At 44.7% G+C, this 25,109-nt stretch carries 11 protein-coding genes; 10 read left to right on the forward strand and 1 reads right to left on the reverse strand.

What is annotated here, in order from left to right:
* Window positions 1-331: 331 nt before the first annotated feature.
* The 9 genes from AAFN83_RS12240 (at window position 332) to AAFN83_RS12280 (ending at window position 15,801) form a co-directional block, all read left to right on the forward strand.
* Complete coding sequence (locus tag AAFN83_RS12240) at window positions 332-3,085, forward strand: DrmE family protein (protein ID WP_347769697.1); 2,754 nt, start codon at window positions 332-334, stop codon at window positions 3,083-3,085.
* Window positions 3,078-6,767, forward strand: coding sequence for a helicase-related protein (locus AAFN83_RS12245; protein ID WP_347769699.1), 3,690 nt, complete (start codon window positions 3,078-3,080; stop codon window positions 6,765-6,767). Before AAFN83_RS12240 ends, AAFN83_RS12245 begins: the two co-directional genes overlap by 8 nt.
* A 13-nt stretch (window positions 6,768-6,780) precedes the next feature.
* Entirely contained in the window at window positions 6,781-8,697 is a 1,917-nt protein-coding gene (locus AAFN83_RS12250; RefSeq protein ID WP_347769701.1) for a hypothetical protein, read from the forward strand.
* Window positions 8,687-9,526 (forward strand): phospholipase D-like domain-containing protein, encoded by an 840-nt coding sequence (locus tag AAFN83_RS12255; protein WP_347769703.1) that lies wholly within the window; start codon window positions 8,687-8,689, stop codon window positions 9,524-9,526. The genes AAFN83_RS12250 and AAFN83_RS12255 overlap by 11 nt, the downstream gene beginning before the upstream one ends.
* A 128-nt stretch (window positions 9,527-9,654) precedes the next feature.
* Window positions 9,655-10,350, forward strand: coding sequence for a DNA/RNA nuclease SfsA (locus tag AAFN83_RS12260; RefSeq protein WP_347769705.1), 696 nt, complete (start codon window positions 9,655-9,657; stop codon window positions 10,348-10,350).
* 67 nt (window positions 10,351-10,417) lie between these two features.
* Window positions 10,418-11,818 (forward strand): restriction endonuclease, encoded by a 1,401-nt coding sequence (locus AAFN83_RS12265; RefSeq protein WP_347769707.1) that lies wholly within the window; start codon window positions 10,418-10,420, stop codon window positions 11,816-11,818.
* Window positions 11,819-12,362: 544 nt separating this feature from the next.
* Window positions 12,363-13,280 carry a hypothetical protein gene (locus AAFN83_RS12270; RefSeq protein WP_347769709.1) on the forward strand — a complete coding sequence of 306 codons (918 nt, stop codon included), beginning with the start codon at window positions 12,363-12,365 and terminating at the stop codon, window positions 13,278-13,280.
* A gap of 197 nt (window positions 13,281-13,477) precedes the next feature.
* Window positions 13,478-15,130: a hypothetical protein gene (locus AAFN83_RS12275; RefSeq protein ID WP_347769711.1), complete on the forward strand. Its 1,653-nt coding sequence runs from the start codon at window positions 13,478-13,480 to the stop codon at window positions 15,128-15,130.
* Between the two features lie 374 nt (window positions 15,131-15,504).
* Entirely contained in the window at window positions 15,505-15,801 is a 297-nt protein-coding gene (locus AAFN83_RS12280) for a hypothetical protein (protein WP_347769713.1), read from the forward strand.
* Between the two features lie 90 nt (window positions 15,802-15,891).
* On the opposite strand, the gene AAFN83_RS12285 is transcribed toward AAFN83_RS12280, so the two are convergent.
* On the reverse strand, window positions 15,892-18,156 hold the full coding sequence (locus AAFN83_RS12285) for a helix-turn-helix domain-containing protein (RefSeq protein ID WP_347769715.1): 2,265 nt from the start codon (window positions 18,154-18,156) through the stop codon (window positions 15,892-15,894).
* Between the two features lie 331 nt (window positions 18,157-18,487).
* Here AAFN83_RS12285 and AAFN83_RS12290 point away from each other — a divergent pair, with 331 nt between their 5' ends.
* Window positions 18,488-25,084 carry an S-layer homology domain-containing protein gene (locus AAFN83_RS12290; RefSeq protein ID WP_347769717.1) on the forward strand — a complete coding sequence of 2,199 codons (6,597 nt, stop codon included), beginning with the start codon at window positions 18,488-18,490 and terminating at the stop codon, window positions 25,082-25,084.
* Window positions 25,085-25,109 lie beyond the last annotated feature (25 nt).

Genomic DNA, 25,109 nt, shown 5'->3' on the forward strand with positions numbered 1-25,109 from the left:
CAAGCATTACTTTCTGATGGGCCTAGCACCTATAATAGTGCAATCGACTGCTTCTAACTCAAGAATATAATATAGAATTGTCACTTCACGAAATACGCTTTAAGAAATCAATGCGTAACCTTGAGGAGCTAGTAATATTGCCAGTTCTCATTTCTAATAAACTTAATTAAGTGTAGCAAATGTATTCTCGTGGTTAAATTATTCAGAATCTTATCTACTAGGTAATTTGAAAATAAAAGGACTTAAGTAATAGGAAGGGAGGACTTGGTAGGACCTTGGAGAATATATTATTTGAAAAGTATATTGACTACCTAAGTTAGAGGTACTGGACATGAGCAAACCACTAGATAGAAGGCATATAATATCTGCAATTAAACCGGAAAAATTAGAGCTTTTAGGAAATAAACAAGAAAGTATTATTTCTTTGCCCGGACTTAGTGCGTTTGTTAATGACTTCTCAACCAAAGATTTTGGGAGAGGTATGTTAAATCATGATCTTTTTTGTTTAGTTGAAGCATTATTTAAATGTGAAGATGATCTCGAAGAAATATTTACAGCAAAAGTACATACATCAAAGCTAGATAATTTAATGCTTACTCTCTCATTAAAAGCTTTTTTGAAGTCAAAAAAAACAAGGCATAAGTGCAACCTTGCTTTTTTTACTCCACCGTTCTCATACAGCTTTCCATTATTATTGTCGTATCATCTTATTCTTCAGCATGTTGCGGAGTCCCTTTCTCCTGAGTTGAACGCCAAGTTTCCTGCAGGAACCGGAATCCTCATTATAAGTGATAACGTAGAACTGTATTCACATATCGGTCGCACAAGTATCCAGAACAATCACCTATGGCATTATATCAATACATATGAAGTAAAGGCAAATCGTTTTAGACCCTTTTCTTTCTCTAGCGATCCTAAATTGAAACCAAAGCCTGATGGCACACTTCCATGGATTTCAATGTTTCGGGCTGTACGTCATCAATTGCCTGAAAAATTAGATATGATACCTCAGGTCATTATACTTGATTTGCTTCCTTTTCGACATCGTAGTCGGGCATCTGAGTTGTTGGAATGGGCTAAGCAATTTTCACAGCATGTTATTGTTACGGCTCCTTTATACGATGAAAGTCTATATCAAAATATAAAAGGTCATTTGGATTTACAAATTCCACTGGATGCTTTCACTATACAGTACCTTCAAGAGTTTTTTTATTTATCGGAGCAAAGGGAGCTAGATCCGATTACGGCTTCCTGGAGTTTATTGTCGTCCCAAGCTTATCTCCTTCCAAAAGAAAAGTTTGATCTATACTGTATTCAGGGTGTAGCATCTCTTATTGACCTTTTTGAGGAAATTGAGCATTCCCTATCACTTACAACAAATAAAGCTGGTCATCAACATCCTATTTTTAAGAGGCTTAAGAGTTTCATGAACGAAATGCTAAGCCTGCCAATTCCATTAGAAATCTATGAACGCGCACGTGAACTAAATGGAAAACCAAAGTTAATTGAGTTAATTAAGAACTCACTGAACGTTCTTCCGGGTGGTGATGAGGATAGAAAGCTGTTTGAGCATTTACTTCCTCAGCTTATTCGTGATATCACGGCTTTTTATGAGCTCATGTATAGGCACCCGAGTTCTCCTAAAGGTGAACTACTACTTCAGATACTACCATTAGAAAAACATCTACAGGTAACCATTGTCGTTGCGAACTCCTTTGCATCACAGGAGTTAAAGCTATGGCTTCGTATGCAAACGAAGTGGACTGCGAAGGAGACGGAGAACATCCGTGTTGTAACTCAAGAGCAATGGGCAAAGAGCCAATTAAATGAGATCTATATGGATGAAAACTCCGTACCTGACCATGTTATTTTGACTAGTCCGTGGAAGCTGAAGTATTTAAGTTCCTTCTTCACTCACGCTAAAAGTAAAGTTTCCTGCATAGCCTATGCACATGAGCAAAATCTATATCGATATCAAATCAACAAAGTATACAGTCAAAATGCTGACTATACCCAGGAGCTAATTGCTGGTTTTTCAAGTATTCCGAAGGTAGATCTGTCATCTGTACAACCGACTACTGCTAAAAAACCAAGAATCGATATACATGAGGTCAAGGTTAAGCCTATTGCTCTAACAGATTCAATAGAGTCTGTGCCAGCAGCATCTATTGAATCCTTATTCGATGAAAAGGTGTTATTAAGTATGTTTGGACAGCAAGAAGATTCGGACATCGAAGAGCTTGATTCAAATATTATCCGCGAATATAACGATATTACGTTCGAAGAGACAATTATCGATGATAGGACAGCCTGTGTAAAAATTACAGGGAAAATACACCATCAAGACTCGCCGGTCATATGGTTTGTTCCTGTAGAGGCACTCATTAAGGTTGTAAAAGATAAAACGTTAACTAACCTCAGTGCCTTGGCTGTAAAGCCAGGTGACACATGGGTACTACTCAAAGAGAACCAAAGACGGGAATTGTTTGAAACGATATTAAAGCTATCCTCGAACACTATGGTCATGAAATGGATAGAGTTTAATGTTATGGAGTGGCGCGATATGCTTGAGCTGCTGTGGCGTCAGTTTCATAAACCAAATTCTTATAAGAAGCATACTTACGAAAAAATAAGAAGGGCAATTCAAGAGCATGGAGGGAATGTAGAAACCACCTATACCATTGCGAATTGGATCAATGGCGATGTATCCTCTGTGAAAAATCCAAATAACGTTCGTGCAGTCGCGAAAATTATTGGTGAAAGTAGCTATTTAGAAAAATGGAACACGATATATAATGCAATGCGACGGTTATGGAACATTCATATCAAGCTAGGAAGAGTGCTGGGAGCTATCATTTCTGAGTCCGCGGCAAAAGCTGTTGAAGATTTTGCATCCGAGTGGGTGGATATAGGTCTAGATATTAAGTTACCCCTTGATGACATCATGGCTTCGATTGAGTTAGTTGAAGTGCTTACGGTTGATACGGAACAGGATTATTTTGTACCTTATGTCTATGCTGAGAAGCCAATTACTGAGCATATGGTGGATGCCATGATAGAGAAAGGATTGATAACACTTGAGTAAAAAAATCGAGCCTAGGGATGAGGTTACGTTTGTAAGACACATGCAAAAAGTGCTCAAGAATGGCATGCTCGGAAGGGGGGAGGATATCGTTCTTGGCTCAGCGCCTACACGCCGTTTTTTTTCTGGTGTTCTTTTTCCCGATTACGAGTCTTTTTCTAGCCAAGTAAATCAAAATGACGCTGGGGATCCTCAACCTCAGTATCGAAGTTTAGCAAAAAACTGCAATCTGGGACTTGAATTTTTAGCACGCCCAGTTAATGGGGAGATTAGGCTTCAGATCCAATCCTCCTTTAAGCTGTACCCCCGTCTGTTTCCGGAGTTCGAGGAGCAGGATGCCTTTCTTTCTTTCTTGGAATCGGGGAAGGCTCTGATTCAAAAGGAGTCTGAAGCTGAAGGTGAGAGCTTTGATCAAGCGATCTTCGATAGCGGTTTGGATGATGAAGGTAAAGATAATATAAGTGAGTCACTAGAGCCGGTCGAGCTAGAAGAAACAGAGGTAACGGTAGAAGCTAATTCTGCAGCAGCAAAAGCAGCAGACCGGGGGCTAAAGCTGCTTGAGAAGTATAAAGCATTGCCTGTAGTTATTGAGCCGATCGAGTTCACAATTGATATCGAGGATCTAAGGCAGAATCAAGAAATAAATATCCAACCGTATATTCATCAGGCTATTAATCAAATTTCAACATGGCCGGATATCTTTTCAGTCTCGGAGGAGTTTTTAGAGAAAACTGGTGCTGTTCCAATCGAGAAGAGACCAACTAATAAAGCGGAATTTCAAAAAAACCTAGAAAAGATAAGGAGTGCTAACATAAGACTCCCTCTTTGGGATGGTGAAATTAATGTTGAGGCTCGCCCCTACTTAGATAGGGATGGGGAGCGCATGTACAGAGTTGTCGTTTCGTTAGTTAATAAAACGTATGTGCCATCTAAAGAATTGAAAGAGAAACCCTCCGGCCATCCGTTGGAGTTTTTTGATGTAGCAATAAAGGTCCAATGTGAGGCAAATCTTCACAAGCAATATGAATTTGATGGTGCGCCGCGAGATTATAAGTACGATAAGCGTTACTCAGTAAAAGGCATAAATTGTGTGGGGCTTTCAAGTATAGAGGGTGATCAGATATCTCTCGCAACGGAAACGGTACCAGATTATTTCCAGCCCCTTTACCGAACCAAGGAGGACTTGAAAGCATATTTTGAAGATTTGATGGATCCAGATAAAACACTTCAAAAGCTAACGGAAATTTCCTTAAGCATGAGAAAGTATTTAGCGGAATGGAAAAGCTACATTAATCAAATGGGGGACCAGAAACAGCCGTTACAAAACGAAACCGAAAAAAAACAATGTGAGTTGGAATATGAGGAATATGAGGCTGAAATTCGCTCCTTTGAGTTAGGACTTTATGTACTATCTCACAAGAACGATAAACGGCTAATGAATGCATTTAACCTGATGAACCGCGTATTCCTTAATGCGGGAAATGGAAAATACAATTCGTGGCGTTTGTTTCAAATCATCTTTATTGTGCGGCTACTGCCAAGCCTCTTCTCCCGTGAAATCACCGAAACAGACCCGCATTATGGAGAAATTGTAGAATCAGCTCAATTTGCAGATGTGTTATGGTTTCCGACAGGCGGCGGTAAAACGGAGGCTTATCTAGGGCTGATTGTAACAGGGTTGTTTTATGATCGACTTCGCGGTAAAAAGCGGGGGTGCTCAACTTGGATTCGTTTCCCTTTGCGTATGCTATCAAAAAATCAGCTGGACCGGTTAGCGAAGATCATTATTTACGCTGAAGAGGTTCGTCAATTAGCCCCCGAATGTAAGGGAAAAGGGGCTCCATTTTCAATTGGTTTCTTTGCAGGGTCACGGAATACACCTAACTTTGTGAATCAAAAAGCAAAAACGAGCATGTTCTCATCAGAGGTCACAAGGCGAAAAGCCATGATCCTCCATCGTTGCCCAAGTTGTTCTGGTTCCACAACACTTGACTTTGACGAACAAAGCTGGCGCATTCTACATCGGTGCACAAACGAATCCTGCTTTGTTGTGAATAGCCCAATTTTACGTGGGATATTACCTGTATACGTTACGGACTCTGAGGTATATCGTTTCATTCCCAGTGTTTTATGTGGGACAGTCGATAAATTGGCGATACTTGGTAGGTACCGTGAGTTTTCCCATTTGTTTGGACAAGTTGGTGGCATTTGCAGTAAGCATGGCTTTTTTTCAGATCACTGTATTGTAGGTCGGGGAGATGAGTACAACTCTTGTGAGGAAAGCGTTGCGACAGCAGATAGGGTGAAGACTCAAGAGATGAAAGCATCCTTTTATGATCCTGTACCTTCTTTCTTGATTCAAGACGAGCTACATCTTCTTAAAGAAGAACTCGGTGTATTAAACGGTCACTATGAAGGCGTTTTAAATGAGCTATCTAGAAATTTTGGCCGAAAACCTTATCACTTACCGAAGGTTATTGCAGCAACAGCAACTATAGAAGCATACGAGCACCATATTAAGCATTTGTACCTAAGAAAACCGCGAAAGTATCCCTCTATGGGCTTTAAGAAGGCGGAATCGTTTTACGCAACCAGTACTCCTCATATAGACCGTCGTTTGTATATGGGGGTGTTAACACATTCAAAATCTCAAGATGAGGTTATAGGGCGAGCGCTATATTTGTATCATAAAGAGATTTATCGACTCTACCAGAACGCCGAAACGGCTTGGAGTGCCTTTGATTTTGAAAGCATCAAAGATGAAGCAGGTTTTCTGAAGTTACTTGCACAATATGATTTATCGGTGATTTATGTAAATCAAAAAACTATGGCGCATGATATTCGACGCCGTATACTTGAGACGATAACTCCTGATTTAACCCGTGACCTTGGGCAAGCCTTCGAGCTATACAATGAGATATTGATAGGCGAAAATGAAATGGATAAAATCGTAGAGGTTATCGATCGCATAGAATCTGAAGGGGTAGTGCGTTCTGTTACCGATTATCACAGTAAGCTACACACTTTAATTGCAACCAGCTTAATTAGTCACGGTGTCGATTTGGAACGCATAAATGCTTTCTTTATGGCCGGCATGCCTTCTAAGCAAGCGGAATATATCCAGGCAAGCAGCCGGTCTGCACGTAATCATGCTGGACTAGTGTTTGTAAGTTTCCGGCCAAATGACTTAAGAGAGCGATCTCAGTTCCAATATTTTATACAGAATCATGTGTTCATGGATCGATTGGTGGACCCAGTACCGATTAACCGTATGTCAATTAAAGCAATTCAACGATCAATGCCAGGAATTCTATCTGGACTCTTGTTCAACCTTCACTCCCAGCATCACGACAAAACTATTTTTAGTGCTCCGGAGTATCGCAGCTATATAGCGAAGAAGAATGTAAAAAAGGGAGCCATACAGACAGAAATTATTGATCAGCTACATCGAATTATTATCGGTCCAGATCGTACCATTTTTCCTTTAACAGCTATTGAGAAGGCTGAAAGATTCATAACTAATTATTTCTATGAGCTAGAAAACACGCTCAATAATTCCACGGGAAAAATTAAAGATGAAGATGTACTAAACCCTATAACTAGCTTTAGAGATATAGAGGCAGGAATACCGCTAAACAGTGGAAGAGAAACAGCGCGCGTACTTGGCGTTTCAGATTTGTTCTAAGGGGGGGTGTACTATGGCAGATATGATGAGGGGACGAAGCCAGGTCCTGTTTAAATATTTACCAGGAACTGTTTTTTCCGAAAAGGGAACATGGTTTCTGGTCAACCACTTAACATTACGTGAGTTGTCGGCGAATACAGATTTGCTTCTTCAAAATGTAAGGGATTTTGTTAGTAAATGGTCAATTAATGAGGATGTAAATGTAGATCTATATCCTAAACAAGATCATCTATACTATTTTGCAGAAATTGAGGAGGTACATTTCGATGTATACCCACTTGTCTTCTATTGCACAAAATGTTGGAATGTCCATCCATATTATGATCTAAAGCAGATGCAACGTCAAAACACAAGATTGGTTTGTGAATTTTGTCAAAAGGGAAAATTGAGACAGTATCCTTACGCACTCGTACATATGAACGGTGATATTCAACCACTGAACGTTCCTACCAATACTGGTGCCACTACATGGAAGGCTAAGTATGATGGTATACGTATGTACGATACACGGAGCTTTGCTACGGCCACTTGGTATCAATATAAGAAAAGGCGTCACATCGGTAATTTAGGCTCGAGAAATAGTAGAATGCCTATTGCGAAATCTATGCGAAATGCCTTTATGGGCGGAACTCACTTGTCTGAAGGGGATGTTTATTACCCGGCCCTTCGTTCATTTGTTAACCTAAACCAGGATGTCCTTCAAAAGAGAAAAGAACATGACTACTTTGCTTACTACCAAATTGGAGCCTTACTCCAAGTTCCTTCGGTAAATTGCGAATCGTATGCTTCGAATTTTGATAAGAAGGAAAATCAGCTTTTAAAGCTTTTGGCAGGAGCTAGCGAAATTCAAAAGCAAATGCTGATGGAAATGGCAAAACAGCAAAATATACCACTGGATTCCCATGATGATGTTGTCGTCCAAGAAGTAGATACCCTTTTTGGGGGGGAAACACCAATCGAGGAGATCAAAAAGGACCGTTCACTTCATGAATTTATTCACACTTGGTTAGAGAATGACGCCATATCGGTTAGTGATCGCATAGTTGAAGCGCAGAGCTTAAACGATATTATCAGCGAAACCTCATTCTTAGACGCGATGCGAGAGTTGCAGAACTTTGGCGTAGAAACTGCTGCATTGGTTGAAAACTTTCCTGTATTGATGATGGCAATGGGATATACGCGTAAATCGTTTGATAGACAAAAGGCGATTTTAAATCCGATTCGCCAAAAAGTTAAAGAGCGAGATAAAATCATCATTCCTGTATTAAAAAATGAAAATGAAGCCGTCATCTTTAAAATGGATAGTCGGCGAGTTTTGGCCTGGTTAGTACTAAATAATTGGGTAAACGCACCAGAGAGTAATAAAGTAACTGTACAATCGGCCCATGCTCAAATCTACAAGGCATGTAAATTTTCGATAATTAATCAAGAGGAACTAGCACAATTTAAGCCGAAGGATTGTCTTGAAGATCCTGCATTATTGGCCACAGTCATGACATTCCGATTGCTTCACTCCTTTTCCCATGGACTTTTCCAAGCAGGTAAGGCTATCCTTGGGCTTGATATTGATAGCTTGTCAGAGTACTTATTTCCCTCTTCCTTAGCCGCGGCGATCTATGTAACAAAATTAGAAGGTGGAGGTATGGGGGCCCTAACAGCCGCGTTCGACAATGATTTATCCCGGTGGATAAGAGGAGTTTATGAGAAAGTAAACACCTGCCTCTATGATCCCGTTTGTCATGAGCATACTGGAGCATGTCATGCTTGTATGTACTTAAAGTTTTCTTGTACGCATTTTAACCACGGTTTGACACGGAATTTATTAATAGACGGAGTAGATCCCGATTACGATTTGAATCGGCCGATTATTGGATATTTCTCACCGTTGGTAGATGAGCAACTAAAAAAATGGGGAAGTGATGGACATTGACGCTTTATTACAGCTTATCTATCGATACGAACTTCGAGGGCACCTATTAGAGTGGGCCGGGATCTTTCGGTATCTAGGAACAAAAGCCGAGGGGTTTACTTTTGAAGAGTGGAAGAAATTAAAACGTGCACATGTTCATGATAGCATTATTCAAAGCTTGTTTCGTATTCTTGGAGAGTTAGGGCTTGTTACCTCGACCCCGCAGTCATATCGAATTGTAAAAGACACCGAACTACAAAGACTCTTAGAAACAGTTTATAAAATTACTGAGGTTATTCCAGCGGAAAAGTTCCTACAGTCCAGCGAAAAATTGCTTTGGACCTTGTTGTCTTCAAATGTTCAAATGCCTATTCGGATTGCAGAACGTTTCCAATATCTAAATTCTTGGATCTTACACTTAATACAAACAACTAAAAAGCGGCTTATCTTTATAGCTCCTTATTATTCGGTGGCAGGGATGCAGCATTTATCGGTAAGTCTAGAGACTCTACTAAAATATAATGAGGATGTAAGAATCGATTGGATAATCGGTGAAACAGACAACATGGAAAATCGAAAAGCGTTTAATTATTTGTTAAGGGAAATAGACGTACCTGGTCGAATCCGTATTTTTCATCCGGACAATAACCTTGCTCAGGGACTCGTTCTTCATGCTAAGCTACTACTCTCAGATGAGGAGAAGGGGTACTTAGGTTCAGCCAACTTTAGTCGCCGTGGATTGCAGCACCAGTTCGAGATAGGGGTGGCTCTCTCAAAAGAACATACGATTTCACTTACGATGCTAGTTGATCATTGGATTGAGACAGCGCAATTTACACCATATCATTGATAAGTATGAAGGAATATAAGGGATGTATATGGCAGAGGAGTGGCCCGATATTATATAATCATAGTTAGAAAGTAGAAGGTAGATCACTAGCTGTGATCTACCTTTAGCTATTTGAGAGGAAGTTAAAAGTGTTAATTGATGATACCTTAGTTGAAGGTACCTTTGTAAAGGAAAGCAAGAATAGATTTATATGTACGGTCAGAATTGGAGACAGTGTTGTTGAGTGTTATGTACCAAATTCGTCTAGAATGGGAAATTATTTAAACTTGGAAAGAAAGCAGGTATTATTAAGCAGGAATCAAAAGACTGGTGGTAGAACACAATACTCATTATTTGCTGTAAAACATAAAAACAAATTTATTCTGTTAAATTTAAACTTAGTCAATACAATATTGCAATCGGGACCTCTAAATGAATTATTGTTACTCCCGAGTAATTATATTGTTTATAGAGAAAAGACGATTAATGGATATAAAGCAGACCTTGTATTAATTAATCCTAAGGACCCTGGAGAGAGGCTGATCATTGAGGCAAAAGGTATTATATCCAAAAGAAAGAATGTTCTTTTCCCGAATGTTTTCTCAGAAAGGGGGATAAATCAACTTCATAAAATAAAAATCATGCTTGATCAAGGTTGTAAGATGTACTATGTTTTTGTTTCACTAAGCCCATTTGTTGAAATGATAAAGATAGATGAGAGATTTGATGAATATTCTAAATTATTAAAAGAATGTGTTAAATTGGGTCTTAGACTAGTGGCAGTATCATTAAAATATGAGAATAATGAAATTACCATAAAAAAAAACCTGCAAGTTGAGATATAGCCCTATATATTTATCGATTCATGGTCTCAATCGTTATAGACTCTCTAGGAAAAGAAGGCGATTACACTTGTCAAATACAGAAGAATTAGTGAAATTACCATTTGGTAAACAATTTAGCCCTTCTCAAATTGAACTCAAGCCTATTCTAGATTTTATTGCGGATAATGAGCCAACACCAGATGAGTTTAAAGAATACGTGTTAGAAACTTTCTTTGGTGGTTCACATAGAACAAAGGCACTCAATACATATATCGCACTAAGGGACTATAAAATTGCAGAAGAAAGAGAAATTGTAGAAGAGGGTGGGAATAGAAAAGCAGTATTCCTTACAGACATTGGTGCAAGTATTAAGAGCTCAGCAACAGAAGTGGATTTTTATAACACTTTGGCTAAGCATATTTTAAACGAGCTTCACGGGATCGTTATGATCGAAAGTATAGAAGATCTTAACAAGATGGGTGAAAAAATAACTGCCTCATCTATTGCAGAAGTCATGACTATGAAGGGTTATGATGCTGGTGGGAATAATGGTGAGAAACTAAACCCGATAAAATTATGGCTTGAGAAGGCAGGTGTTTTTTTAGAAGGGAGAAGTTGGGGCTATGACCCTCGCAGGCTTGAAGAAGTCCTTGGAGTTGGGGTTGAACAAATTGAAGCTTTAAGAACCCTTAACAGAGCACAAGCTGCTTTCTTACAAACATATGTAAAAAGCTTTGAAGCACGAGATAATGTACCTCATAACACGGTCGCGGAGGCCGCTGAAAAACTGCATGAAGTTAAATATGATTGGAAACAAATACCGAAACAAATATTATCTCCTTTGGTTGATAAGGGATTTGTTGAAATAGTTAAAACAACGGTAGGGAGGGGGGCAAAGCCATATCTAGTTAAAAAGGGACCAAACCTAGATGAAAGCCTTTCTTCACAGATTGAAAGGACCTTGCAAGCTAAGGGGATCGAGATTACAGAATATTTTAAACGGCCCTTATCGGAATTTATAGAGGTTGTTACAGACGCTAGCCAGAGTATTCAGGAACGTGGCTTTGCACTTGAGGGAGTAGCATTTCATGTATGCCGTTTGTTAAATCTTCGTGTAATGGGATGGAGGAAAAGAAGCGCTGATACTGGTTACTCAGAAGTTGATTTAATAGCAGAGTCCCCTTCAAATATGGCTTATATTAAATATCAACTTCAGTGTAAGGTAAGTGATATTGCAATTGAACATGTAGATCGGGAAGTTGGAGTTTCCCTAAAATTAAAATCTAATGTTATTCTTTTTATCACCTCGGGAAATATTTCAGCAACTGCAGCTAGATCAGCAATTGAGTACATGAAGAATACAAATCTTAATATATTTTTTATAAATGGTAATGAGCTACAAGAGATAATTTTAGATGAATCCAAGATACTGGATATCATAACGAGACAGACTTACCAGATAAGAACCATGAAGAATCCAACTGACTAGATAAGAAAGAAGAGCTCTTTTTTTCATTAGAATAACTTTATTTTTCATCACATGTGAAATCATGGTACCTAATTTCAGGTTGACGGGCAGGGTATTGACACCCCAAATTTTACCGAGTAAAATATTTCTAGATCCGAAAGCATCGGTCTAAAGGTCTTGGGAGGTTATCTCTCAAGACTTTTTATATTTTTTTTGCATTTCTACTCTGCTTAATTTAAACCCGATCCCAAGAATCTGAAGTAAATACGAAAGGTGCATTAATTATATCTTATAACCAATTAGAAGAACGGATAAATAATATATGTTAATATTATTTGTACTAGGAAAAGATTTTCTGCCCCTGAGTTAAATTTTATTTCCTCAAAGCATAGTGTGCAACCGGCAAAATTACACCCGTTTAATATCGTGCATTCAATCGGTTAGTAAGACTCTTTTAACAAGAGAAGACATATCTGCCTTCTTATTTAAGAAAACATCGTTTATTCGTTTTGTCCTCATTAAATAAAACAACACACTAGTTATTGTTATAATAATTGGGGGAGTTATGAATAAAACGAAATTATTTCAAGATGATCTTGCACAAAAGGTAACATTGATGGTTGAAAATTTTTTCCAAACCGTCAAGGAGGGTGATTCGTGGAATCGTTTAAATAGAAAGTACCGAGAACTAGATGTACCTCCTGTTAAGTTTGAATCAATAGATGAGCTAGAATTTCAACTAAATATACAAGATGAAGAAAACGATGATGCAAAAACTCTACTACTTGTTTCAAAACTTTGCGAAGCTGAAATTATTAATATTCATAGTATGATTCCTAAACGAAAAATAAAGCCCAAACCCAAGTTATTATTAGAGTGCTTAGCTGAATCAGTAAGTAAATACTATAACAACGATCGACCCGAGCATATCGGTCCCTATGTGCCCGAGGATAAGATATATAGCCCGATCGTTGATATAGGGCTTGCTCCTTCTGTTCAACTACGAAGGAACGAGAAACACCATTCTTTAGCGGTATATCCTCTCTTAAATGGCAGTCATATTTTTTACTATTTTAGTTGTTTTTCATTAATTCAACGCTTAATGGGAGGAGTCGAAGAAGTTGCTCGTGAAAATTATGGAAGATTAAATTTACCTTTTTTCTGGCGATATACTAATAAAAGACCGTTAAGCTTAGTAGCAATAGAAATTGAAAATCAACCTAATAATAAACATCTCTTGGGAGACTTCATTAATAGTCTCATGCTAAGTAGATATCCAATATTACTAGTACCAGAGGACCGATTAGATGCTTGTCTTGAAGTGGTGAAACTTTCTCGATTTATCTTAGATGTCAAAGAGATTAATGTATTTGGTTTACTAAGTCAGGTTGGAATTTTATCTATTGGACAGTTTCGTGACATTATTAATCCTCTATTAACCCATTTTAATATTGAAGCTTTAATATTTCCAGAATATCGATAAGTGGCATTAAGTTTGAAATGGTGGCAGCTTGAAAAAGAAACTTAGTACATTATTATTCTAGGACTAACAACATTAAGGGTCGATCTTCTATGAAGCCGTCTTTTTTAGACTGGAGTGGTTTGCAAAAAGACCTGATTATGGTGAAAGTGAAAGTTCAAATGGAACTTAATATTATTCAAATAAATATGAGGTGAAAAATGCTTACACATTATCAACCAGTGTGGCCTGAGACGGCTGTTTTCTGGGGTGCAGGAGCGACTGCTCAGATTGGTATGAGTACAACAGCTGAATTAGCTAAAGTCATATCCTTATTAGCAAATAAAGAGGAAACAGATCTCTCGAAAAGAGTTTACGAAGCGACAAAAAAATACGGAAAAAAGTGGGGAAACCCTATTTTCGATTTATTGTGTATTTTGGGTGATCCAGGAGCAACAGATGAAGATATTACAAATGCGAGTAATAGACAATTTAGTGATTCTCAAGCAATAAGAATAGTGGAACTTCAAAAAACTTATGATTGGAAAACATTATACTATATTATTAATATATGCCCTGGGGGCTCAACTGGGAATTTTCAATTACAAGATCTTTTTAATATTATTGATATGCACTTGCAAAATAGACAAGGGTTTTATATTGATAAAAACCTGTTTATTTCAGTTGAAAATTTAATCCCTGCTAAAAATGCATTAAAAATGTTGATTACGCTAATACATACACTTGATTATCAAATTGCAATAGAGAAGAACTCGGAAACGTTAGAACATTACAAGAAGTTTGCTCAAAAAATTTGTGAGTTAATGATAGAGGAAGGGAGAACTTTTTATAAGGAATTCCCTGAAAAAACAGAGCGAGGCTTTTATCTTTTCAGTCATTCTTTTATATCGATGAATTGGGATCCCATATTGTTATGGATACTTTTTAATGTTCATAAAGAAACCAATGAAAAAAATGAACTGATAGATAGTAATGAAGTACCTATTAAAATGTTCCATGATATGGGCCATTTTATGGGGGTTAGACATATTTCTGGGGATTCACCAAGTGTGTGGTATCCTTTTAACGAAACCGTGGTTCAGCGAGTTAATGATAAGGAGCACCGTAAAACGAGAATTGTAAGAGTGGGAAAGTTTTATTTTCCACATGGTTGTTCTGGCTGGAGGGAATGTCCTAATTGTGGAAAGCTTACTATGTATTTGGGGAGTAAATGGGGAATTGATGAAAAAAGTTTATTTCCACCACATATTCTCGAATTGTTCAATTTTGGATTTGAGAAGAAATCAATTGAAGAGGCCGAAGCGTTTAATAATGGGATTTATGATGCTTTGCAATGTGCTTTTTGCGGTACAATAACTGAAATAAAGCATACCCCACTTGTTATGCAAAGTAATTTTAAAGGCGAACATCCTTCTTTTGTAGAAGAAATTCAACGCGATATGAGAGTTTCATTAGAAGGGGCACGACATATAATATTAATGGGCTATTCCTTGCCACCTGATGACGTAATTTATAGAAGTTTATTAGCTGCCAGAAAGAATCGAGAAATACAAGATGGAAGATTATATTGTACAGTAATTGGATTTCATAAGGATGCTGAGAATAAATGGTATACTAAAGATTGCGATTTAGAAAATTTTATAGAAAAGATCGGCGATCATTCTTTTGTTAGAGCAATAAAGTCGGCAATTGATATATTTGGCATTGAAAATGTTAGGGCGTATGGTGCAGGTATACCATCAGTTTTTATTAATAGAGATACCAATGAGGTGGATATCAGCACAATCAAGGATCTAATGTACCCTGGTAATATATTTGAGAATAATGCAGTTGTAAGAAAGAATGGGCAATAAGACTCAATAAGATTACTCATCGTACAACAAAATATTTTTGATGATTTATATCAAAAGATTATCAATTGAAGGCATAGATTATTAGATATGACTATGGGGACGATTTGGGGACGAAAGTTGTCATTTCCGGGTAAACGGCAACTAAACAGAACCATATGGTGTTCGGGAAAAGCCTTATAAATCAAGGCTTTATCGTGCCGTAGTATATGGAAACCAAATAGCCTATGTTCCCGCATACGGTACATGTTAACTGCGTAGCGCTGTTGCATAAAATTGTGCATTTATGAAAACCTAAACTCAGAAAAATGCAGCTAAAGAAGAACTTTGGCTGCATTTTTTCTTAAGACGGTCCATTAATGGAGGGCGTAACGGAAATGGATGGTTTACGATCATTGATTTTTGAAATGGACTCAACATTAGGGGCTATTAGTTCGAGAGTGGAAACAATTTATGATATAGAAAGGAGGTTTGGCCAATTAAGGGATTCTATTGATACAGCTCAATATCGAGGAGAGCAGAGAATATTTAACCAAGATGATCATGTAGAAGTCAGAATACTGTCTGAGTTATTGTATTATTCAGTAAAGGATTTGAGGGAAGAGTCTGACAAGGCTTATAAGCTGCATGAATCAATGTTCAATAACGTGATAAAGGGAACCGGAGCATACTGACCACCAATCCCTTCTAACAAACACCAGTCCAAACCATAAAAAAGCGAACCCTTCCTGAACAACCCAGGAAGGGTTCGCTTTTTGGACACCTCACCTAGCCCCATGAATCTGCATGATCTGGCTTTTGCGATATTCACTCGGGGACATACCCGTTTGCTTCTTGAACATCCGGTTGAAGGACGTAAAGTTCGCGTAGCCGACCTGCTTGCTCACAGCGGTGACGCTCTGGTCGGTACAGACCAGAAGCTCCATCGCTTTACGCAGGCGGATATCATTCAAGTGATCGCTGAAGGTGGAGCCTGTCTTTTCCTTAATGTAGACGGATAGATAAGTGCTGGACATGTTCAGCTTGTCAGCAAGCTTGGTGAGCGACAGGTCTTGATCGTATTTGGTATTCAAGATGTCGAGGACAAGGGCCGCGACGGGGTCTTGATTGATTGTTTCGTGCGGCCTTCGGTCGCAAAGGAAGCGGATCAATGCGGCGATGGCTTCCTGGTGAGCGGCTGGCTCCCGGCACTGGTTCAGTTGGGCTTCCAACTGGGCGAATCGAGAGGCCTCCTGCTCATCATGTGGCTGGGAAGCGAAGGAGGTGCGAAACCTTCCCAACAGTTGGATGGATAGCTCGCTGTAGTGAGCGGCCCCTGCCTGAGCCCGAGCAAGCTGGACGAGAGCATGATCGGCGATGCGAAGCGCGTTGTCTGTATGGCCAGATCGCAGAGCGGCATGCAGCTCTTGCTCCTGCCGAGGGGTGAGCCGAAGGGGACGAGGCGCATGACGCTCCGATACGAGGCTGCTCTCGTCCGTGAGTGGAGCCGTCCGGTTAATCTCAAGCACCTCAAGATAGGCTTCGTGGTAGTGGTTTGCTCCGCTATAGCACTTGCTGACGGAGACGGTCACGATGCAGCCGCACCGCTCGGAATGAATGTCGGCCAATAGTTCATCCTGCAGCATGGTTAGAACATTGCTGCGTTCTTCGTCCGAAACAATCGAGATCATCTGGTTGTGTTCCATTTGAAAAGTTCGAGATTCCGAGAATCTTTGTGAGAGTCGGTCTTGAAGGGTGTCGAGGAGCTGTCGGGTTAGTAACGACTTGTCCTCGGCATTTTTTGCTTCCATTGAAGATAGGAGTCTCAGGGAATACAGGATGAGCAGAAATGAGCGATCCTCTAGCGGAGAATGCGGCAATGGAGTGCTCTCTTCAGGGGCCGTTCCCCTCAGGAGGCTCATATAGCGGTAGTCAAGAAGGGCGGATTGTTGCTGTTGAAATTGATGCTCGGCATGCTCGCGCAAGCTGTACCATTCATTCAATTGATTCTGCATGAGCCGATATTCCCGGACCTTGCCCTTGGCAGGAGCCGGAAGCATGCGATGCATGGAGGCCAGCAGGGCACGAACGGGAGCCTGAAGGCGAAGGCTGAACCAGATAGCAGCGGCCAGTGCCGTTACGAATGCGGCAGCCAGCAAGGCGATCGCGGTCCGATGAGCGTGATAGGCCTCTTGGTACAGCTCTCGGCTGGACAGTGTCGAGAGGTACGTGTTGCCGAGTGAGTCGATATGACGATAGACAAAACGACCATCAATCTTGCCGTACCCATTTGACGGAACCTCAGCCGGCTTGATCGCATCGCTTCCCTCCACTGTCTGATAGAGCAGGGTGCCCCCTTCATCCCATATCGATAAGGACCCCATGATCCCCGTATCTGCTAATTGCTCCCCGATTTGATCCATGTCCAGCAAAGCAACGATGAGACTGCCGCTCTCCTGCACCTCATAGGCAACCGGGAGCAGCATGCGGCTGTGATCGTCTGTTTGAAAGAGGGCAGTGGGCAAGATGGACCATACTCCGGGTTCGTCGATTACCCTTTTCCAATAATCGTAGGTATACGTTTCATTCGCATAGAGCCGTTCGCTCAGGTCGCGTGCGTCGAAGATTCCTTGAGAGGTCATGGCAAGCGAGGGGTCAGGCAAAAGGACCCAAACATCGTCCACCTCGGCTTGAGCCAGCTGCAAATCGGATTCGATCCGGTTGACGGCAGCTTGATCGACCGAAGATTCGGGGACCCGATCCGTGGTATTTGCTGCCTTGTCTTGCCAAGCGATGAGGTCAGCTTCCTGACTGAGCTCCGTCAGAAGCGCCTGAACCTGAACGAGACGCTCCGCGAACTGGTCTGCTGCATGCTGCAGAGCGGCTTTATTGGCACGATCGGTTTGCTTCTCCATCGAGGAATGGTAGAGCGACATGAGGGTCAGATAGTAGAGGGAGAATAGTGCGGTGATGGTGAGAAAGCATAGGAAAACCCGACGGGCGATTGTTTCCCGTGATTGGAAAAGCCGTTTCGAAAAGGGAAGCTTCATGCTGTCTGTCCTCCATTCGCCAACTCGCCATCGATCACAAACACATGGTTCAGGTTTGTTCTTGAAATGCTAACATTTGGGCATTCCTGAACAGCGTACCTCTGCAATGTCAAATTGGAATCAACAAGCTGTTAGGGCAATGTTAAGCGGCCGCTGTCTTTCGATTGGATTTATGCCTTTTTTTATGAAATCGAGGGACAAGCTGTTCCAAACGAAAAAAAGGACAGCAATCCAATCAGGTGTCAATAGGCAGGGTGGACCCTTCCCTCTATGATTGTTTGTGGCAAAGGCTATGAATTTCAATCATTCGGAGCGGGAGATGAGGGGACAGATGAAGAGGAAGACACGGCAGGCGAACCGGTTCATCGCCGGATTGCTGGCGGTTGCGCTGGGCACAAGCGGCTTGACCGCCCATGGCTCAAGCGAAGCCAAAGCGGCGGCAACAGGCGCGGGTTCGATCCCAACCCTGTTGATCACAGAAATCGTATTCAATTCGCCTAACGTAAACTCAGCGGACGTGAATGCTTGGGAATACGTTGAGATCTACAACAGCAGCGTCGATCCGATCGCTTTGAGCGATTATTATGTTTTTCGTGAAAATTACAACTCCGGCACCAATTATCAATGGCCGATCGAGAGCGGCCAGGTGCTGCAGCCGGGCGCGACGATGGTGCTGCGCGGGATAACGGATGGCGCGAACGGGCAGTTGGCTGCTTTCAATAAAGCATACAATCTTCTGCCGGAGCTGAACGAGGATCAGGTTGCCTTCCTGAACCAGAGCGGAGGCGGCAATCTGCCCAATACGGGTACATATACCGTCTCCATCAAGAAGAAGACGGATGCCGTCTCGAATCCGGCGATCGATCCGACAGTCGTGTCCGCTCGATACAACAGCACGGGCAACGCGGATGCTTCGAAGGATAACGGAGACGACGCCAATGGCAAAAGTGTCACCTACTCGTACGATCCGGCTGGCGGAACGGCGATGGTGAAGCTTGCATCCAAGGCGACGCCGACGCCGGGCAGCTTGGTCCCCGGGCAAGTGCCAGACAAACCTCTGATGAGCTATACGCCAGCAGTAACGTCCACGGTGCCGAAGGATTTGTCGGTCACGGCATCGGTATACAGCGCGACCTATCTGGATGCGGCTGCGCTGCATTACAAGAAGAGCGGAGATGCCGACTTCACCTCGGTGTCCATGGCCATCGGCACGACGGTCGAAGGGAATTCGCCGCTGACCGCGACGATCCCGAAGTCTGCGATGACAGGGACAGACAAGCTGTTCTACTATCTGGACGCGAGCAGCCCGAGCGGAACAACGCGCAGTCCAGCAGTTGCGGGCTCGGCTTATGAGCTGCAGATTTTGCCGGAGGGGGCTTCGGACAAGCTGCCGTACCTGCTCCTCACGGAGGTTGTGTTCAACAGCCCGAACATTAATGGCGGCGACGTGACCGCCTGGGAATATTTCGAGCTGTACAACAACAGCGACAAGATGCTGCAGCTCAGCAATTATCGGATCGAATACACGGATCTTCAGGATAAGCTCGTGAATGCCTGGACGTTCAGCGAGAACAAGTCGCTGGCCCCCGGCCAGACGATCGTGGTTCGCGGCGTAACCGAGAATTCGGACGGTACGCTGGAACGGTTCAATGAAGGGTACAAGCTTTCTCCTGGATTGACCGAGGCGGACGTTGTTCAGTTTGTCGGGTCGGGCAACCTGGTCAACGATGCGGCGCGCAGGATCACGATCTTGACGCAATCAGGCGATCGAATCGTCTCTGCGCAATACAATGAGGCCTCCTCGGGAGCAGACAATCTCAACGCAACGGCTGTCCTGTATGGAGCACCCGATGATGGCTCGCTCCTGATGAAAAAGATCGGCAGCAAAGTTCCGCCTACCCCGGGCAAGCTCGTGAACGGGCAGGCACCGGCGGAGCCCGTGCATCTGCCGAATGACTTTTTGAAGCCGATCATCGTGCACCACCCGACAGTCGGCTCCACAACGGCCAAGGACATCAAGCTTTCTGCTGAGATCACCGATGATCAAGCGGTACAAGGCGCTAGGCTGTACTATCGCACCGACAAGCAGGTCGACTACAGCCCTATGGATATGATCCGCAGTACAGGAAATGCGTATGAGGCGATCGTTCCGAAGGCTGTACTCGAAGGGGCGACTCATCTTTACTACTCCTTCGAGGCGACCGACGGCGTAAATACCGTCCGTTATCCGGCCTCCGATCAAGCGCCCTATGAAATTCGCATCTTCGATTCGGAAAGCGGGGATATTCCCGAGCTGCTGATTACTGAGCTCGTGCCGGACAACAAGGGCAGCGACGCTTATGAATACATCGAAGTTTACAACAATACCGACCGCACGGTGAACTTGAAGGATTACCAGGTGGTATACGAGTTCTATCACGGTTCGACGATCCGCTGGGATCTGACGCAAGACTTCCCGATTGAAGGGCAGCAGACGGCACTCATCTGGGTCCAATCCAATTTGAGCAGAGGGAAGTCGGTGTCCGACTTCAATGCGCATTGGAAGACCAGTCTGACTGATGCTCAAGTGACCTCGCTGTATGCGATCGGCATGCACAACAGCGACGAGGGCCGGATTCTGATCGCGTCGGACGCGGCCAATCCGGTCGATCATCAACGCAATGCCATCGTCCAAGCCTGGTATAGCGTCGGCGTAGATGAGGTAGACGACACGGGCACGAGCGTCGTCTACGAGTACCCGAAGGACGGCACGAACAAGATGTACAAGCGTGCCATCCGCCAGCCTGCAACACCGGGCACGCTGATTCCGGGCCAAGTACCGGAGCAGCCGATTGGGAAGAAAGAGGACACAACCGCTCCGGTTATCGCGCTGCAGCCGTCTGCCGCCCATCCCATGGGAGCTGTGCCGGTTACGGCGCTTGTAACTGACGACCAAGGCTTGAAGCGCGTTTCAGTGATGTTCAAGCGGAGCCAGGATGCGAGCTACACGGAAATGCGCATGGTGCCGGCATCTGCCGGAAGCAGCACTTTCGTCGGCACGATCCCTCAAGAGCTGCTGCTGGGCGCTTCGTATGTGGATTATTACGTTGAAGCTACCGATGGCGTAAATGTTGCTCGTACGACAGACGGAGGCGCGGCACCGACAAGGCTGACCTTCACCACGCCGGGCGACCTCTGGTTCGATTTGGCGGACGGAGCGCTGCTTCGCGACCAGGCAGTCGTGCAAGGCAATGCTGCCGCGGCATTCTCGCTGCCGCTTGCTCTGAAGCTGGACGGCAAGGCGCTGTCCGGGAAACCGGATGTCAGCCAGGAGGCTTATCTCACCTACCGGGCGGATGATTTGCAGGCTTCCTTCAAGGATGGGCTGTATGTCAATGGAACCCTCGCGGTGCTGCTGCCAAACAGTTCGAATCTCGATTTGAAATCGATTCAGATTCCGAAGCATCTCTTGAACCCGGGCGACAACAAAATCTGGATCACAGCGGGAAATGGCAAGTCACCGATGGAGACGGAAGGCAACAATGACGACTTCCGGATCGAGGACATCCATGTTGTACTGGGCAGCGGAGTGGAGCAGCCGATCGCCTCGATGCGCGGCAAGACGCTCGACAAAGATACGTTCACGGAGAACCTCAACCCGCTCGACCGGCAAAAGGTAGGTGACAGCTCCGGGTACTTCGAATACTTGGAATTGACGATCACATTGCCGGAGAGCGCATTCCAAGGCATCACCGCCGATGTCGACACGACCAAGCTGACGGACGGAGAGCATGCGTTCGAATTGAGCGGCACGGGCGGACTGACGAAGACGCTGCCTACGATCGTGGACAACACGGCGCCCGTCTTCACCTCGTTCACGGTTGAAGAAGGAAAAACCTACAGCGGCCTCATCGAATTGAACGCCGCTGCTGAGGATGCGACCTCTGGTCTGGAGTCAGTCGTTGCAACGCTGGATGGCAAGGAGATTTCCCTGCCCTGGCGGATCAATTCCGCAACGCTATCGGATGGAGCGCACACGTTCACGGTGACGGCAAAGGATAAGGCGGGCAATACCGCCGAGAAGACGGCCGCCTTCACCGCGAAGAACGGCAATCCCGAGAAGCCGATCGAGCCGAGTCCGGCTGACGGGAAGAGTCAGGTGGGCGGTACCGCCAATCTGAGCGTGAAGGTGAGCGATCCGGATGGGGATGCGCTTGACGTTTCCTTCGGCCCCGCTTACCGCTATGACTTTGCGAGCCAATCGAAGATCGATGCGTTCTCCAACGCAACGGATCGCGAGCCGCCGCTGGAGTTGAATCCGGAAGGCGAGACCGCCTTCACGGCTGAAGCGGTGAAGCAGGTGTCTGCGAAGGACGGCTCCTATTTCATCACGGATGCAGATGGCAAGTTCCCCTATCAACGCTACGACTTCAAGCTGAATCAGGAGCCGGATGCCATCTCGCAGATCGAGGTAGTATGGGAAGGGCATTCCTTGCCGGATCGTCAGGTGACGATGTACACCTGGAACTTCAACACGGGCAAATGGGTAGCGGCGGCTTCCGGCCAGGGTGAGCTTGACTTCCGCTTGGCGGCGAACGTTGCCGTAGCCGATATGGTCAAGGACAAGACGATTCATGTGCTCATCCAAGACCTGATCCCGAGCACGGCAGACGGCAATGACTTTACGTTTGCCTGGGCCAGCGACACGCAGTATTACGCCGATTCTTACCCAGAGATCTTCGATAAGGAAATGAAGTATGTAGCCGATAGCAAGGATGAGAAGAACATCGTCTACGGAATCCATACCGGCGACCTCGTGGACGATTGGGATCGTCCGGATGAATGGGCGGTTGCCAGTAACAGCTTGAAGCGCCTTGAGGATGCGGGAATCCCGTACGGCGTTGTTGCGGGTAACCACGATGTCAATCATGCCGCAGGCGACTACACCGAGTATTGGAAATACTTCGGTCGCGACCGCTTCGAGAAGCAGCCGACCTACGGCGGCGACCTGAACAATAACCGGGACCATTACGATCTCGTATCGGCCAAGGGACAAGACTTCCTGATCCTATACCTCGGCTGGAATGTGCAGGACGGCACGGTGGAGTGGGCAAACGAGGTGCTGAAGAAGTACCCGAATCGCTACGCCATCATCGCCACGCATGAATACATTTCCCCGACAGGCGCTTATTCGGGCCAAGGCGAGATGATCTGGAACAAGATCGTAGCGTTGAACGACAACGTGCAGATGGTGCTGTGTGGACACTTGCATGGGGTCGCCTATAACGTGAAGCACGTCGGGGAGCGCACCGTCGTCGAGATGCTGGCAGACTACCAGTCCGGTCCGCAAGGCGGGCAAGGCTACATGCGTTTCCTCAGCTTCAACGTGGCAGAGGGCAAGATTCATGTCAGCACGTATTCCGCCTATATGGACGATTGGAATTATTTTGAGGACGGCAAGGATGATTTCGACCTGCCGTATAAGGCACAAAATCCTGCCAAGCGAGTGGCGACCGACTACATCGGCGTAAATGTGTATGGCAGCACGGTTATCGGCACGGAGAAGGGTGTGAAGAGCGGGGAGAAGGCAAGCGCGGCCTGGAGCGGTTTGGCTGCCAATACCAGCTACCAGTGGTATGCGGCGGCAACCGACCCGGCAGGCGGTCGGACCGTATCAGACATCTGGAGCTTCACGACCGGAACCGTCGATAACGGGAACGGGAATGGTAATGGAAACGGAAATGGAAACGGAAATGGAAACGGAAACGGAAACGGAAACGGTAATGGGACCGGGACTGGGACCGGCAATACTGGAAATGGTAGTGGGACGGTTGAAGGCATTCGCACGGTAGACCCTGGTTCGATCCCGGCAGGTGCGGCGCCCGTAGAGCTGAAGCTCGAACAAGGCGAGACGGGCGTGAGCTTGTCGAGCGATGTGCTCGCGAAGGTCGGAGAGCGGGACATCGTGCTCCGCACTTCATTCGGAGCGAGCATTACAATCCCCGCGGCGGCCGTGACCGCTCTTGCCGGACAAGTCGGCAAGGGAGAAGCGCTGCTTCTCTCGGCAGAAGCCGTGTCCGCAGCAGCAGCCGCGCAAGCCAAAGCGAGCGCGGGCTCTAAGCTGGAAGCGAAACTCGACGTGAAGGGAACCGTAAACCTGACGGTTGCCAAGAAGGATTCGGCGGGCAAGACGGAGGCGATCTCGAAGTTCGCCAAACCGGTCACTCTGACGATCAAGGCGGAGGGTATCCGCAACGCCAAGCTGGCGGGAATCTACCACCTGTCTGCAGATGGCGGAGCCGAGTGGATCGGCGGCCAATACGCGAACGGCAGCTACACCCTTACTGTCGATAGCTCCGGAGCATTCCTCGTGATGGAGTACACGAAGCCTTTTCACGATCTGTTACTGGGCAACTGGGCTTATGACTACGTTCAAGAGTTGGCCTTCAAGAACATCGTGAAGGGAATCAGCGCAGATACCTTTGGTGCTGCCAAACCGACCACGAGAGCGGAGTTCGTCACGCTGCTCGCAAGAGCGCTGAACCTTGTGCCGACTTCGAATACCGCTCGCTTTGATGATGTGAAGCCGGATGCTTGGTATTCGGAGGCCGTGGCAGCAGCTGTTCAAGCAGGCATCGTCAACGGTGTAGACGAACATAGCTTTGCGCCGAATCGCGAGATCACCCGCGAGCAGATGGCTGTGATGATGATACGTGCGTTGACTCATCTCCAAGGGACGGTGCAGCAGTCGACAAACGGCTCGGCATCCTCCTACTCGGACAGCGGCTCAATCAGCAGTTGGGCGAAGGAGGCGGTCGCTCAAGCTACCGCGCTCGGTTTGCTGAATGGGCAAGGCAACGGCAAGTTCGCGCCTCAGAAGGCGGCGACCCGGTCGGAGACGGCCAAGGTACTCTATCTTCTGCTCGGATTGGCCGATGACAATTCCTAAACGAATACAGGGATCATAGGTGGAA

Source organism: Gorillibacterium sp. CAU 1737 (assembly GCF_039888655.1).
In the GTDB taxonomy this organism is placed as follows: domain Bacteria; phylum Bacillota; class Bacilli; order Paenibacillales; family NBRC-103111; genus Gorillibacterium.